Raw genomic sequence first — 15878 nt, forward strand, 5'->3', positions numbered from 1 at the left:
GTCCGCATGGTATGGCGGAACGCGGCATGGGGTCGGCCGTAGGGCAGGTTCCTAAATATATTCAGATGGTTACGGAGTGGTGCAAAAAGTACTACGACAAGCCTGTGATCGTAAAACTCACACCGAACATCACCGATGTGCGTTTCCCAGCCCGCGCGGCCAAGGCGGGTGGCGCAGATGCGGTGAGCCTGATCAACACCATCAACTCGATCACCTCGGTCAACCTTGATGCCATGTCGCCCGAGCCAATGATCGACGGCAAAGGCACCCATGGCGGCTATTGCGGCCCGGCGGTCAAACCGATTGCGATGAACATGGTCGCCGAGATTGCCCGCGACCCCGAAACGCATGGTTTGCCGATTTCAGGCATTGGTGGCATCACCACATGGCGCGATGCGGCGGAGTTTATGGCGCTTGGCGCAGGCAACGTTCAGGTTTGTACCGCAGCGATGACCTATGGGTTTAAGATCGTTCAGGAAATGATTTCCGGACTGTCGCAATGGATGGATGAGCAGGGCTATACCAGCACCTCGGATTTCATTGGCATGGCGGTTCCAAACGTCACCGATTGGCAATATCTGAACCTCAACCACATCACCAAGGCGCGCATTGATCAGGACGCCTGTATCAAATGTGGTCGCTGTTATGCCGCCTGCGAAGACACCTCGCATCAGGCGATTTCGATGACCGAAGACCGGGTGTTTGACGTCAAAGACGACGAATGCGTGGCCTGCAACCTCTGCGTCAACGTCTGCCCGGTGGAAAATTGCATCACGATGGAGGTGTTGGAACCCGGCGCGATGGATGAACGCACCGGCAAGCCGGTCGAGGCCGACTACGCCAATTGGACAACCCATCCCAATAATCCGTCCGCAACAGCGGCTGAATAATTCTCCCTTTAACGCCCGGCTTCGTCCGGGCGTCTTTTTCAAAACCACTTGGTTCACCCATCGCACCTGGTGCTAAAAGCCCTTGCACAGGCGTGGCCCAGTGGAAAATCGCAGGCGTTGCCACCCGATTGATACGGCGCAGGTGAAGGGTGGACCGAGCCAAAGACAAACATCTTTATACAGTCGCAATGAGATGATGTTGTTCAACGTTTCAAAGCGGCGCCACAGGGCATCACAAGGGGCAAGCAAAGCTTGTTCAGCCTCTAAGATCAGCGCCCATGGGTTGCAAACTTCTGACTCACCGCAGTTGAGTTTGTGCGCGGGTTGATGTCGTCCAAGGTTGGCGATCAGAGGGCTTTGGTCTCTGCACTGCTATCGGCATCAAGCCCATCCGCGTCTGTCTCTGTCACGGACCGATAGGACCAAAGTGTTGCCCACAAGCTGAAGATCAGACCGATAAGACAAGGTCATCAGTTGGGTGACAGGCTTGTGTGCTCCAGTTGATCACGCTACCCATTGATTGGATTTTTAGCGGATGAGTTGCATGACGATATTAGGCACCCACAACACTACGTCTTCTCTTGCACCGGGGCAGACACTTTCCAGTGATCTTTCAAGCAACTCTGACATAGATTGGATTGCCCTCGAAGACCTAAGCTACCCGTATGACGACAACATCATTCGTATTGAAAGCGATGCGGATTTGTCCGGCGCTGAGATTGCACTGTACCAAGAGTTGTATTCCTCCTCTGGGCGTTACTTTGAACAAATTGCGATTATCTCTGTTAATCCGGACGGTACAATTCCGGACTTTGCCGCAAGGTTTGGATATTCCTATTACGTGGCTTTGACCGGGTTTACGGGTGACTACGACGTTACCGCTTTGTCCGACGCCGAACGGCAAACCCTTATGGATGGGTTGCCCGCTGATGCCCCCGGCGAAGGGGGGAGCGTTTTGGTTGGTGAAAGCGTGTCCGGGGTTCTTCAAAACCGATTGGATGTCGATAGTTTTACCGTCGAATTGACGGGGGGGCACACTTACGACTTCAATGTCACAGACGGCCTTGGCCTCAATCCCAGTGATCCCAATGGCGCGTTTGTTATCAGCGATGCCTCTGGCAGCAATGTGTTGTGGGAGTATGGCGAAACCGGCAGCACCGAATTTGTGGTGGATGATTCCGGCACCTATACTGTGACCGTTTCATTGACTGAGGCGAACTCGTCCTATGGAATGCCAGTGAGTGAAGACTACAGCGACACTTATGCCTTTAGCCTTTCTGATCTCGGCACGGCCAGCTTACCAGGCGGCAATGATGCCGGGTCGGCGGTGCAATTGGGACTCGGCGTGGCCCATAATGTGACCTTGGGGGAACGCGGCTCCGTGGCCGATGGCGGTTGGTTTGCCTTTTCCGGCCAAGCAGATGCCCAATATCGGGTCACTGTCACCGGAACTTTTGCGCGTGTCTCGATTTCCGACGATGGCTACAGCAATGACTACTATGCCTCGAGTACCGTAACAGAGGACGGCGCGAGCATTGCGCAGGACTATACCGCGGTTCTTTCTGCCGATGAATTGGTCGCGTTTCATGTCTACTCTTGGGAGGAAACCGACGACGTTTCCATTCTGATCGAAGACGTGGCCGTCCCAGATGACAGCGCGCCGGTTTCCTTGACGCTTGATGAGACAATAACGGGAATAGCCCGCCATGCGGGGCCAGATACGCCCATCGCAAGCTACAACCTTGAGGTTGTGGAAGGTGAATTATACACGATCACCGTTGATTCAGGGCAGAATGAGGAGCATCTTCGACCACCCACCATGGACATTTCCTACAGTAACACCGTGGACGTTGTTATGTGGGACAGCACCTACTCAAGGACAAGCGGTGTCTCTGTTCTCCAGTTTGTCGCCATGGAAACCGGAACCGTTGCTTTGGATCTCCAGCGTGATGATACGGGAGTTGGCTACACGACAAATATCGACCGACGCCTGCCAACAACAGATTATGTCGGGCCGGTGGACATTAGCGTGACCACAAGCATCGCGGATGATCGCGCTGGTCCGTATTCGGGCTTGGTATCTCCGCTGGACACGGATGTTGTGACCGCAGGAATGGCAAATTTCGACCAAGATCGGGATTCCTACGTCTTTTTGATAGAAGAGGGCAGATCCTATACGTTCTTGGCCTCGATTGATGGTTACGTCTCTGTACATCGCACGGATGCAACCCCGGAAACGGGCTGGGACCCGTATTACGGGCCGGCGACAAGTTGGGTCGGAACCCCATTGCCGTATGAGTACGGAGCTACATTTGAAGAACAGCTCCAAAGCTATCGGGCCGACAATATGCTTTTGGAACGCGAAAGCGATGGGCTCACAACAACCGCAACATTTGTGGCTGATTATTCTGGCTACGTTCTCCTCTCTTTGGGGGGGATGCCAGAGACTACTAACTATCAGGTCTTGCTCACCGAAGGCGAGGCGACCCCAGCCCAACTTGCGGCGCTGGGCATCGCGACAAGTGGCGATGATACGTTGAATGGCACAGAGGGCGCCGATACGATTGATGGTTTGGCCGGACGTGATGTGATTTCAGGTGGCAATGGCGCGGATTCTCTTGTCGGTGGGGAAGGGGATGATGTCCTTCGCGGCGACGATGATGATGACACCCTGAACGGAGGGGAAGACGACGATCTTCTTGCCGGGAACGCCGGGTCTGACGTCCTGCGAGGGGGGGATGGCGATGACAGGCTGTTTGGTGGAAGCGGTCAGGACGTCCTTGCCGGGAACAGCGGACGGGACGTTCTAGACGGTGGTGCTTCGGATGACCTTATTTTCGGCGGGAACGACGATGATAGCATCTTGGGCGGAGCGGGCGCAGACATCGCCCGCGGCGGCAACGGCAATGATCGCGTCGAAGGCCAAGATGGCAATGATGTTGTTGTTGGAAACAACGGCAATGATACTGTGCTGGGTGGCGAAGGCGATGACACTGGGTTCGGAGGCGCTGGCATGGATATTCTGTCCGGTGGCTCAGGAAACGACAGCCTACTGGCAGGCATTGACAACGATACCTTATACGGAAACGCCGGGTTAGATTTTTTGAACGGCGAAGACGGGGCCGACTATGTGTCTGGCGGAAATGGGAATGATACACTGTATGGGCGAGATGGGGCTGATACATTGCGGGGCGGCAATGACAACGATCTGATCTCTGCCGGTGCCGACTCCGACTTTGTGGCGGGCAACGCAGGGGACGACACGCTGTTTGGTGGGGCTGGAAACGATCGCCTCTTTGGGGGGGGCGAGAATGACCGGCTGTCTGGAGGGGTCGGTTCTGATACTCTTTCGGGCGGTGTTGGCGCTGATGTGTTCGTTTTTTCAAATGCTTCCGAAAGTCCGCATGGCGCCGGGCGGGATGTGATCGTCGATTTTGAGGTTGGCGTCGATCACATTGACCTTACGGGCCTGGGGGGCTCTCTTCGCTTTGTCTCCGCATACACAGGAACTGCGGGAGAGGTGCGCTACAATGAGTCCATTGGTCGCCTTTACGTCGATCTGGATGGGGACATGGCGTCTGATCTGTCAATTGATGTGCAAGATGGGCCTGAATTGACGGCCGCCGACTTAATTCTATGATTTTATTCATGGAATAGCTCTGATTTCAGACGGTTTGGGGGCGTTCGAAGGTGAGTTTTGATCCAGCTACAGGCGTAAGCGGTCCTGAGACACTCAATCGAAGGACGTCCATTCTGATCCTCCCAGCGCCAACTGGTGCTGTCGAGCTCTTGAGTGGCGGAGGATTGTATTGACCAGTCAAAATCCTTCAATACAGTCGTTGGTCACCCGGCTTTCGAGGAGCCGTTTTAATGGTCCTCACGCATTCGGAGTGCCCGGCCAAGAGTGAGCCCCTCCTTTTAAAAAACGTCGCAATGGTCAAAACGGTCGTTACCGATATCTTGGGCGTCGCGCCGGTTTTGTTGCACAAATCCCAGAAGAGATTTTCTTTATAAATCCAGTGCGATAGCTGGAAGTCGTGAGCCGTCGTGGCCCCCTGGTAATCCCGCCTAAAATTAGTGGTGTTCAAAAGTGGAATTTTCTCGGCAAGATATCTGAGGAGATTTAGCATGAAGAGTGGACGATACAGCGCCGCGCAGATCATGGCGACCCTGAAGCAGGCTGAGGATTTTTGAGTTCTGTCGTGAACACGGGATGAGCCGCGCCAGTTTCTGCGGCATGGATGCCTCGCTCATCACAGCGATGAAGGACATTGCCGAACAGAACCGGTGGCTTAAGTGGAAGTTTGCTGAGATGAGCATGCAGCATGATCTGCTGAGCGTAGCTTTAGGACAAAAGCGTTAAGGCCGTCCATTAGCCCTGTAATGTCCCGAGAGGGACGGAGACGAGAGATGGCCATGAATGCGGTCGCACAACACGGGGTGAACATCGCGCTGGCCTGCCGCACCTTTCAGATCAGCGAAACATGCTATCGCCAGCGTCCGGTTTTGAGTGATGAGAACGAAGAGATTGCGGATTGGTTGGAACGTCTGACGGCCTACAAGCGTTCAAGGGGATTTGGCTTGTGCTTTTTGTACCTGCGCAACGTTCATGGCTATGGCTGGAACCACAAACGGGTCTTCCGTGAACTGAAGCCCAATTTGCGAATAAAACCCAAGCAGCGACTCAAACGGGACAAGCCAGAACTCTTGGCGGTGCCTGAAGAGCCAAATGAGACATGGTCGATGACTTTTATGGCCGATCAGCTCGCTAAATGTGCTGGATGACTTCAACCGCGAGGGTTGGGGCACCGGCGCGGACTTCTCACTGCCTGCCTGCCGGGCGTGTCGTGCGCAGCCTGAACCAGATCATTGAATGACGCGGGAAACCTTGGGGGATACGTGTCGGGAATGGCCCCGAAAATATCAGAGGCAAGCTGATGGAAGGGGCTGGGAAACGCATCCTGCGGTTCGCGTACATCCACCCCGGCAAGCCGCAGCAGAACGTCTACATTGAGCGCTACAATCGTACAATGCGAGGGGAATGGTTCGCCAGTACATCTTTGACACCATCGAGACGGAACAGCACCCATCAGGCACCGGGATGGCTCTGGACTGACAACAACCAGCGACCAAACAAAGGCCTCGGCGGCATCACACCCGCCATGAAACGAAAAGCAGCCGCCTGAATTCTACCGCTTGGCCCCATGTTAAATGGGGGGAATACCCTACGAGGTACAAGATTCAGTATTGGCCTTCTTATTGTACAGCGCTGACGCAACGAGAATTGCTGTCGATTTATTGTGATCCTGAGATGGTTAAAACGGTGCGGGATTTCAACAGTTTATGCTATCCCACAGAGACCTCTTTTCAACAGCACCGGCATCAAATCCCAGAGGGAGGGCGCATGGACGCCGGCAAGCAGGGTGGCCCCACACGCCGCAATTGGCGCAAGTTGTATATCGGGGGCGACGAAGCAATACGTGAGGTTCGAGCCCTCGAGGTCACCACCGGCAATGGAATTGAGGTTGGGTACATCATGGTCCAGACCATAAGCCCATGATGCCGACGAGCAACGTCGCAATTGCCCATAGCAAGGCGGTCGGATGATCGGAGATCAGTGCCCAAGACACGTTGCCCGCCTTGTGGTGTCCAACAAGACCACTGACGGGACACGGATGCCGTGTAGTAACCTGTTTGGACAGTCGCTAATGGTCTGTGGCTTTGAATGGCAGGGTGCAGACATTCACATCCGCATTGCCGCTCTGAACCGCGATACCGCTTTAGGCATAGCTGTCACTTCGTCCGTAGACCAAATCCGTCCGGGGTAGGGGAACGAACGCCTGTTAATCCCTTTTCCGAAGCTGTTGTGTTGGCGAAGTCCGTCGTTCGGCACGATCAATTGAAAGGCAGGCCGGTGACTGTCACCCGTCTTATTTCGCCGTCATGACGTGTTTGGAGGGCACCCAAGTCGTCATCGCTTTGCGCAGTCAGCAATCCCAACCCGATGTTTCGGTTCAAGCGAGGCGAAAACACCATTTCGGTGATCACCCCCACGTCGCGATCGTTGCAGGTCAGGGGCGTGGGATGTTGACTGGCGGTGATGGGGGTGCCGGAAATGTCGAAACCTGTAAATTGCCGTGCTGGCCCATCTTTCTTGACCTGCAAAAGCGCCTCGCGCCCAATGAAATCCTTGCCACTGTTCAGATCGACAAGTTTGCCAAGCCCAAGCTCGAACGGATTGGCCGGATAGCCGAGGTGGCGCGCATCAGCCCCATAGGACAGCAGCCCGCTTTCGATCCGTTCAATATCGTTGGGCGCTCCGGGGCCGATACCAAATTTGGCACCCGCTTGTTTGACCTTGTCCCACAACGCGCCGCCTTTGCTGGCATCTGTTAGATACAGTTCAAACCCGCCCTGTTTGGACCAGCCTGATCTGGCCAACACAACAGGAATGCCCTGCAACTCGGTCTCACGGAACCAAAAGTAGCGAATGTCCCGAACCCAGTCGCCGAACAAGTCCGCAATGAGATCTTCGGCCTTGGGCCCCTGAACCGCCATCGGTGACACGTCTGGTTCAAAGACGTTCACCGACAGGCCCCGCTCGGCGGCAATGGCCTTGGCCCAAAGTTCGATGTCGCTGTCGGCTATCGACAGCCAGAACCGTGTCTCTGACAGTTTCAAGAGAACCGGATCATTGATGAGATGCCCGGCATGATCGCAGAGCGGCACGTATCGCCCCTGTCCAACTTGAGTTGTGGTGAGGTCACGCGGGGTGAGATAGTCGAGCAAAGCCAGCGCATCGGAGCCGGCGATTTCCACCTGGCGCTGTGCCGCCACATCCCACATGGCGACCCCTTGGATCAACCGATTGTACTCTGCTTCCGGATCGCCAAAATGCGCCGGAATATACATGTGATTATAGACGGAAAAGCAGGCGACACCGTCGGCCAACGTCGCCTCGTAATAGGGGGATTTGCGGATGTTCGAACCGATCCCAATCGCAAAGCTCATATTTGTCTCCTGACCAACAGTTGCCACATGTGAAAGGTAAACTATTCGATATACGTTGACCGGTGTGATCATATTCTTCAATAAAGTGGAGAATTTCACCACTTTGACACAGCGCAGGCCGCCATGGACCAGATAGACATCCGAATAGTAGAAGCTTTGCAGGAGGATGCCTCACTGACCCAAACCCAATTGGCAGACCTGGTGCATTCTACCCCCTCAACCTGTCTTCGGCGCGTGAAATCTCTTATGCAGCGTGGCATACTGAAAAAATCGGTCTTTCTGGCCGATCCTGCAAAGCTGGAGCGGCGCTTGAAAGCCGTTATTTCGATTGTCACCAAAGGCCATGGGGACAAGCAGCTGAAGAGCTTGATCAACAGGCTGCAACGGAACTCAGCGATTAACGCAGTCTATTCCACGACAGGGGAAATCGACCTTATCGCAATCGGACACTTTGCAGATATGGAGGATTTTCACAACGTATGTGAGGAAACTCTCAGCAATGATCCCTATGTTGAAAGATACACGACTTTCTTTGTTGTGATGACACACAAAGAGACCACTTCGTTCTCTACTGATCTTCTCGGGCGGATTTAAACCCCCTCGCAGGTCTGTAAGCAGGCTCTTGGTCAGATCAAAAGCATCCCCCAGAGCCAAGCAAGCGGGTCGGCTTTGGTCGGTCTAGATGGGGCCTTAGTCCACGCCGATCACCGTCCAGTTTGATGATCAGGATGTCATTCAGAGTTCTTGACCGATTTCTTGACTGAATTCTGGGTCCATTTCGGATCACTCGGGGGGGGGGCAGTCTGTCCGCGGAACCGAAAATACCCTTCTAAAGATAAATGAGCCGGCGTTCTTGGCAAACTCGATCTGTTTTCGCATAGTATTCTGCGCAACGGCGATCTCTGGATAGTCTGTGCAGCGATGTATGGACAGGGGCGGGGCATCCCCGTCTTCGATCAAAACCTAGGCAAACATGGCGCTACCGCCACTGGGTTTTACCCAGGATGGGTAGCGCAGGACAAGAAGAGCAGAGATCGTTCGTTGCAGTATGTTGGTTTCGATGAATAGGCGGCAGTTTTCGCACAATATCGCAGCAAGTTTAACACTTGGGGCGTGGTCAAAAGACGTCTTGCTGTCTTCATTGCGCCGGAGGTTCCCCCATGTTCTTCATAGGCTTTTGCCTGAAATCGCCGATGAACTACTTTTGTATTTTCCGTCTCAATACGCTCCGCCGGTAAAAGCCGTCATGCCTGTTCTCTCGAATATCTACAATTTCGAACGGGCCTATCGGTTTTGCCAGAAACGCAATATCTGGCCATCCCCTGATCTACGCGCGCCTGTTATGGCTCCTATTTCGGCATTCAATGATTTGGATGTGCCGCAATTGCCGACGCTAGAAAGCCTGGCCGATTGGCTGATGTTGTCGACGGATCGTCTTGACTATTTCGCCGATAGACATAACCGTTTTGAAGAGCACGGCGATATGGCCGTCAATCACTACCACTATGTTTTAAAGCCCAAGAAAGCCGGTGGTGTCCGGGTGATCGAGGCCCCCAAGGTCACTTTGAAAACTATTCAACATCAGATACTTCGAGGCATCGTCGACAAACTACCGGCCCACAAAAACGCATTTGGTTTTGTCAGGGGGCGAACTTGTCTTCAGGCCGCCAACAAACATGCTGGTGAAGATGTCGTTCTTTGCTTTGACCTCAAAGATTTCTTTCCTTCGATTGGATCGGGGCGGATTTTTGGATTGTTTAGGTGCCTTGGCTACCCTCATGCCGTTGCTGGATATTTGACGGCATTGTGTACAACATCAACGCCGCCGCGTATTTTGGAACGCCTCGGTGTTGCGGACAGATCAGTGTATCGAAATCCGCATTTGCCACAGGGATCGCCCATTTCACCGGCCCTCGCAAACCATGTCTCCTTTGCACTGGACAATCGGTTGTCCGCGCTGGCCAGCGGCCTTGATGCAAGCTACAGCCGTTACGCGGACGATCTGAGCTTTTCAGGAGATCACCGGATTGTCGGACCGTTGTTAGGATGTGTTCCTCGCATAGTTCGCGACGCGGGGTTTGCACTCAACCGGAGCAAAACCCGCGTGATGTCACGCACGTCTCGGCAGATGGTAACAGGTGTGGTTGTGAATGCGCATCTGAACGTCGATCGCAAAACCTTCGATACGCTAAAGGCGGTTATTCACGCCTGCGCAATGGCAGATGACACACGCCTTTTGGATCCTGTTTTCAGGGCGTCTCTGATCGGCAAGATTGACTGGGTTGAAACTGTCAATCCACGACGGGGGCAAAAGCTTCGGAGGCTTTTGGACAAAGCCTATTCGAAAACGCGATGAGGGGGCGTGTCGACAACGCAAATGACCGGGATAGGGACGCTGTTGAGCCGCAGGGTTTCATGCGAAAAGTGGCCGCCATGGGCCTTGTGAGACCTCATTGATCACAGCGAGGAAATCTCGATACCATGTCGCTAAGGCCGCCAAACGAGGCGGCGGTTGCTTTGGAAGCTGTCGGTCTATCGCGGATCTTTGCGGGCCTAAAAATCCGTTTTCCGGCATGTTGATGCCTTGATAAAACGGCGCTCTCGGTGTGGGTCAAAACCACCCAAGGACGGTCCGGGTCTTTGCTGCAAGAGCAGAGGGCCGAAGTGATGGTGTCATCGTGTTTTAGACACCAATCTGGTGTTCGGGCCAAAAAACAAAGGGCACGCGACGGTGACACGCCGCATGCCCAATGAGAGGTCAAGCGACGTTTTCCGCCGCGTCAGACAAGTCTCACCCCAAATCGGCCGGTCGCAGGCTATCGGGAATATTCTGATAGCACACGGGCCTTAAGAAGCGGCGGATCGCAAGGGTGCCGACGGAGGTCGCCCCAAAATTGGTTGAGGCCGGATAGGGGCCACCGTGAACCATGGCGTCACAGACCTCGACACCGGTCGGGAAGCCATTGGTCATGATCCGTCCGGCCTTGCGTTCGAGCACGGGCATCAGGGTTTGCGCCAGACCTGTGTCGCCGTCGTCCATGTGTAGGGTGCAGGTCAATTGCCCCTCAAGACCCCGCGCGACTTTGAGCATTTCGGCCTCATCAGCGACGCGAACGACCATGCCCAGCGGTCCAAAGACCTCGTCAGACAGTTTGGGATTGGACAGCCATTCGGCTCCGGTGGTCACAAAGAGGTTGGGCAACGCGCTGCGGTCCTGATCGGAAGTGTTCAACAGAACGTCGACGCCAGAGGAGGCGGCCAAAGTATCCCGACCTGCACGGTAGGCTGCGGCGATCCCATCCGTGAGCATGGTTTGGGCCCCGACCGCATCTAGTGCGGTCTTTGCCGCGTCGATGAAAGCGGTGGCACCCGAGCCGTCAATCACCACCACCACACCGGGGTTCGTGCAAAACTGGCCCGCGCCCATTGTCAGCGACCCCGCCCAGCCCGAGGCAAGCTCTTGCGCGCGTGTCTCCAGCGCTTCAGGGAGGAGGAACATTGGATTGACGCTGCCCAATTCCCCGAAGAACGGGATCGGTGTTGGCCGGGCGGCGCAGAGATCAAAGAGAGCACGACCGCCACCAAGTGAGCCGGTAAAGCCAACCGCAGTGATCAACGGATGCTGGACTAGGGCTTGCCCCATCTCGCGGGTGTCACCCTGCAAAAGACTAAAGGTTCCGGGGGCAACACCGCATTTATTGATGGCCGCGTGGATGGCTTCGGCGATGATCTCACCGGTGCCTGGGTGGGCCGGATGCCCTTTGACCACCACAGGACAGCCCGCCGCCAATGCCGACGCGGTGTCCCCTCCGGCCGTCGAAAAGGCCAGCGGGAAGTTCGAGGCACCAAAGACTGCAACCGGGCCAATAGGGCGCTGCACCATCTGTAAATCCGGCCGCGGCAGTGGGGCGCGATTTGGCAGAGCTGGATCATGCCGTCGATCCAAATAGTCGTCTTTCAGAATGTGATCGGCGAACAGGCGCAATTGGCCGGTCGTCCGGCCGCGTTCCCCTTGAAGTCGGGCTTCGGGGAGGCCCGTTTCTTGTGTGCCGATGGCTGTGATGCTCTCGCCACGGGCTTCGATTTCATCTGCAATCGCGTGGAGAAACGCAGCGCGGTCCGTCCGGGAGGACGCGCCAAAGGACCAGAACGCCTCTTCTGCAGCGATGCAGGCGCGATCCACGTCCGTCGCTGTCGCAACGCTAAACATGTGGCTGTCGCCCTGCGCTGGTGCGGAGGCGAAGCGAGTATCGCTTGCCACCCATTCTCCGGCAATCAAGTGCTTCCCATGTGGTTTAAAGGTCATAGGTACGATTTCCTTATTTGCCCCAGCTCATGGCAATGAGGTCAAGCTCACCGGCCAGTTGCAGCAATCGGGTTTTGGTTCTTTCGGTCATGGGGTTGAGCGGATGGCGTACGTGGTCCGATTTGATCACACCGCCGGCCATCATCACAGTTTTGGCCGCGCGCAGACCGCATTGGCGGTTTTCGTGATTGATCAGCGGCAGGCAGTGTTTCCATTGTGCCATGGCACCGTCCAGATCACCGGCTAGATAGCGGGTGACAATCGGTCGGATCTGTTCCGGTTGCAGCGCAGAGGTCATAGTGCCGGTTGCCCCGGCGTCCAAATCTGCCAAAAGGGTCACGGCCTCTTCGCCGTCAAAGGGCCCGATAATGTCAGCGCCGCCTGCTTCGATCAATGCGGCGAGTTTGTCCGCAGCAAAGGGCGTTTCCATTTTGAAATAGCTGACGTTTTCGATCTCCTGCGCCATCTTGACCAGTGACGGCACGCTTAACACAACGCCAGAGAGAGGGGCGTCTTGCACCATAATCGGGATGTTGATCGCGTCGGATACGGCCTGAAAATGCTCAAAAAGTCCTGTCTCGCCGGGAACCAGCCCGACCCCATGATAGGGAGGCATCATCATGATCATCGACGCGCCCATTGCTTGTGCGTCAACGGCGCGTTTCACGGCAATCTGGGTCGAAAAGTGGCTGGTGGTGACGATGACGGGAACGCGACCTGCGACATGTTCCAGGCTAATGCGCGTCAAAGTCGACCGTTCGTCGTCGGACAAAACGAATTGTTCGGAATAATTCGCCAGAATGCAGATCGCATCGACGCCCTGGTCGATCAGGCAATCGAGAACGCGGCGCATCCCATTTTCATCCACGCTGCCATCGTCGAGAAAGGGGGTGGGGGCAACGGGCAAAATACCTGTTAAAGGGGTCTTCATCAGGGGTCTCCTTGTGAGCTTTTGTGATCGCGCACCTTGTCAACCGTCTTGCGGTTGCATGGCTGCGCTATTCGATGAATGGGTCGACCAAGACGCGACGCCCGAGTGTAAAGGCATCCGCTACGTGGCGCATCGGCGCCAGATCCATGTCGATTTTACCTTGGACGACCAAGTCTAACATGCGGGCATACAAGCGTGGGTATTCGCCCATTAGGCTTAGTCCATCAGGGTCAGAAATGCTGTCGCCATTGATGGTCAACTTTGCGCCACCGTCTGACAAAACTAGTGTTCCTTGATCCGTCTCGGCTTCGATCTTCCAGATTTGATCGCCTGTCTGGCGGAAATCGAACGCGGCGTCGATCTTGGCCGCTTTGGGATGGGCAAAGCGGATTGCAGCGGCAATGGGCGTTTGGCAGTTCTCGGGGGTTTCCAAGAGCGCGTGTTCAACGTGAATTGGGTCGGGAAGGATCTCCGTCACAATCGACAGCGCATTGATACCAGGATCAAACACGCCTAAGCCTCCTGGTTGCCAAATCCAGTCCTGACCAGGATGCCAGCGCCGCACGTCTTCTTTCCAGGTGATTGTCATGTTGCGTAGCGTCTTGTCAGCCAGCCATGCCTTGGCACCTGCCACACCTGCCGCCTCACGCGAATGCCATGTCGCAAAGATGGACACGCGGTGTTCGCGCGCCAAAGCTTCTAGGGCATGGCATTCCGACAGCGTTGCACCGGGCGGCTTTTCCAACATGACATGGCGCCCTGCGCGGATGGCCGTCTGTGCTGCTACATATCGTGGCGCAGGCGGCAAACACAGGGAGACAACCCGCACGTCCTTGTGCGCGTCCAACATGTCGTCCAGATCAGTGTAGGCAGGAATGCCGTCTACGGTGCCTCGGCGCGACACCGTCGCCGCAAGGTCCCATACTGGCGAGTTGTTAATCGCCGGAACATGCTGATCCAGAGCAATCTTACCGATGCCCATGAGTGCGATTTTCATCAATGCGAGTCCTTTCCGACAGGGGCCCCACGGCAGCCCTTGAGAAAACCAAGATCGGCCCCCGTGTCGGCCCCTTCGACATGGGTTTGATGCAGCCAGGCATAGCCCGACTCGGCGATATCGTGGCGCGGTTGCCAGTGTGAAAGCCGTTCCGCCAGCTCCGTTTCCGAAATGTCCAGGTGCAGGCGTCGGCCCTCTACGTCGACCTCGATCATGTCACCGGTTTGAACGACCGCCAGCGGTCCTCCTGCGGCCGCCTCGGGCGAGGTGTGCAGGATCACAGTTCCATACGCCGTGCCGGACATGCGCGCGTCCGAAATGCGGATCATGTCCGTGATCCCCTTCTTTAGCACCTTTGGAGGTAGGCCCATATTTCCAACCTCGGCCATGCCGGGATAGCCCTTGGGACCACAGTTTTTCAGCACCATGATGCAGGTTTCGTCGATATCGAGCCTGTCATCATTGATCTGGGCTTTGTAGTCGTCGATGTCTTCAAACACGACCGCGCGACCGCGATGCTGCATCAGATGTGGCGAGGCAGCAGAGGGTTTCAAGATTGCGCCATTGGGGGCGAGATTGCCTTTCAGCACCGCAATCCCACCTTTTTCCGTGAGCGGTTTGTCGACGGGGCGGATCACATCCTCGTTCCAGTTCTCCGCATCCTTGACCTCGTCCCAAATAGTTTCCCCGGAGACGGTCAGCGCGTCTTGGTGCAACTTGCCCGCCTCAGCGAGCCGCTTCAGCACCACAGGAAGGCCCCCGGCATAGAAGAACTCCTCCATCAGGTAGTCACCCGAGGGTTGCAGGTTCACGATGGTCGAGACATCGCGCCCGCAGCGGTCCCAATCGTCGAGCGTCAAGTCCACGCCAATACGCCCGGCAATGGCCAACATATGCACAACGGTATTGGTCGATCCGCCGACGGCACCATTGCAGCGGATCGCGTTTTCAAACGCGTCTTTGGTGAGGATGTGCGAGGGTTTCAAATCATCTTTGACCATCTGAACGATGCGACGGCCGGACAATTGCGCCATAACCCGACGGCGGCTGTCCACGGCCGGGATTGCCGCGTTCCCCGAGAGGGCCATGCCCAAGGCTTCGGACATGGCCGCCATTGAAGAGGCCGTGCCCATGGTGTTGCAGGTGCCGGAGGAGCGCGTAACGGCTGTCTCACCTTTGAGGAAGTCCTCTTGGGTCATATCGCCCGCCTTAACGGCCTCGGAAAAGCGCCACAAATGCGTGCCCGCTCCGACCCGTTCACCTTGAAACCAACCATTGAGCATTGGTCCGCCGGTCACGACAATTGAGGGCAAGTCACAAGAGGCCGCGGCCATAAGCAACGACGGAGTGGTCTTGTCACAGCCCACCATCAACACACAGCCATCCATAGGTTGTCCGCGGATTTGCTCTTCGATTGACAGAGCAGCAAGGTTGCGGAACATCATCGCCGTGGGGCGAAAGGTGTTCTCAGAGGCGGAAAAGACTGGGACCTCCATTGGAAAGCCTCCGGCTTCCCAAATTCCCGCCTTCACCTTTTCCGCCAGTTCACGCAGATGACCGTTGCAAGGGGTCATGTCGGACCAAGTGTTCAGAATGCCGATAATTGGGCGTCCGTCGAAAAGGTCGTCAGGATAGCCTTGGTTCTTCATCCAGCCGCGATGGTAGATCACGTCTTTTGTGCTTCCCTCGTACCATTCGGCAGAGCGCAGTTTGCGGGGCCATTTTGCGGGCTTAAAGCTCATA

The 15878-nt window shown here is 55.7% G+C and carries 9 protein-coding genes and 2 pseudogenes; 6 read left to right on the forward strand and 5 right to left on the reverse strand.

The annotated features are described in order from the left end of the window. The 4 genes and pseudogenes from preA to AC5EFR_RS19720 all read left to right on the forward strand — a co-directional run. Positions 1–890, forward strand: a pseudogene (gene preA / locus AC5EFR_RS19705) (NAD-dependent dihydropyrimidine dehydrogenase subunit PreA); the annotation flags it as partial. A gap of 544 nt (positions 891–1434) precedes the next feature. Continuing rightward, entirely contained in the window at positions 1435–4530 is a 3096-nt protein-coding gene (locus AC5EFR_RS19710; RefSeq protein WP_493577445.1) for a calcium-binding protein, read from the forward strand. A gap of 488 nt (positions 4531–5018) precedes the next feature. Next, a pseudogene (locus AC5EFR_RS19715) lies at positions 5019–6076 on the forward strand (integrase core domain-containing protein). Between the two features lie 218 nt (positions 6077–6294). Continuing rightward, positions 6295–6450 (forward strand): hypothetical protein, encoded by a 156-nt coding sequence (locus AC5EFR_RS19720; RefSeq protein ID WP_493577446.1) that lies wholly within the window; start codon positions 6295–6297, stop codon positions 6448–6450. A 335-nt stretch (positions 6451–6785) separates the two neighbouring features. Here the strand turns inward: AC5EFR_RS19720 and AC5EFR_RS19725 are convergent, their stop codons facing one another. Continuing rightward, positions 6786–7901 carry a glycine cleavage T C-terminal barrel domain-containing protein gene (locus AC5EFR_RS19725; RefSeq protein WP_493577447.1) on the reverse strand — a complete coding sequence of 372 codons (1116 nt, stop codon included), beginning with the start codon at positions 7899–7901 and terminating at the stop codon, positions 6786–6788. 123 nt (positions 7902–8024) lie between these two features. Between AC5EFR_RS19725 and AC5EFR_RS19730 the strand changes: the two genes are divergently transcribed. Together AC5EFR_RS19730 and AC5EFR_RS19735 are read left to right on the forward strand one after the other, a co-directional pair. Continuing rightward, positions 8025–8495, forward strand: a complete 471-nt coding sequence (locus tag AC5EFR_RS19730; RefSeq protein WP_493577448.1) for an Lrp/AsnC family transcriptional regulator — start codon at positions 8025–8027, stop codon at positions 8493–8495. A gap of 652 nt (positions 8496–9147) precedes the next feature. Further along, positions 9148–10257 carry a reverse transcriptase family protein gene (locus AC5EFR_RS19735; RefSeq protein ID WP_493577449.1) on the forward strand — a complete coding sequence of 370 codons (1110 nt, stop codon included), beginning with the start codon at positions 9148–9150 and terminating at the stop codon, positions 10255–10257. 435 nt (positions 10258–10692) lie between these two features. Here AC5EFR_RS19735 and AC5EFR_RS19740 read toward each other — a convergent pair whose 3' ends face one another. The 4 genes from AC5EFR_RS19740 to araD all read right to left on the reverse strand — a co-directional run bounded on the left by AC5EFR_RS19740 (position 10693) and on the right by araD (position 15877). Further along, on the reverse strand, positions 10693–12207 hold the full coding sequence (locus AC5EFR_RS19740; RefSeq protein WP_493577450.1) for an aldehyde dehydrogenase (NADP(+)): 1515 nt from the start codon (positions 12205–12207) through the stop codon (positions 10693–10695). 13 nt (positions 12208–12220) lie between these two features. Then, positions 12221–13138, reverse strand: a complete 918-nt coding sequence (locus AC5EFR_RS19745; RefSeq protein ID WP_493577451.1) for a dihydrodipicolinate synthase family protein — start codon at positions 13136–13138, stop codon at positions 12221–12223. A 67-nt stretch (positions 13139–13205) separates the two neighbouring features. Continuing rightward, positions 13206–14135 carry a Gfo/Idh/MocA family protein gene (locus AC5EFR_RS19750; RefSeq protein ID WP_493577452.1) on the reverse strand — a complete coding sequence of 310 codons (930 nt, stop codon included), beginning with the start codon at positions 14133–14135 and terminating at the stop codon, positions 13206–13208. After that, on the reverse strand, positions 14135–15877 hold the full coding sequence (gene araD / locus AC5EFR_RS19755) for an L-arabinonate dehydratase (RefSeq protein ID WP_493577453.1): 1743 nt from the start codon (positions 15875–15877) through the stop codon (positions 14135–14137). Before araD ends, AC5EFR_RS19750 begins: the two co-directional genes overlap by 1 nt. Position 15878: the final 1 nt, after the last annotated feature.

Source organism: Pelagimonas sp., from assembly GCF_058892305.1.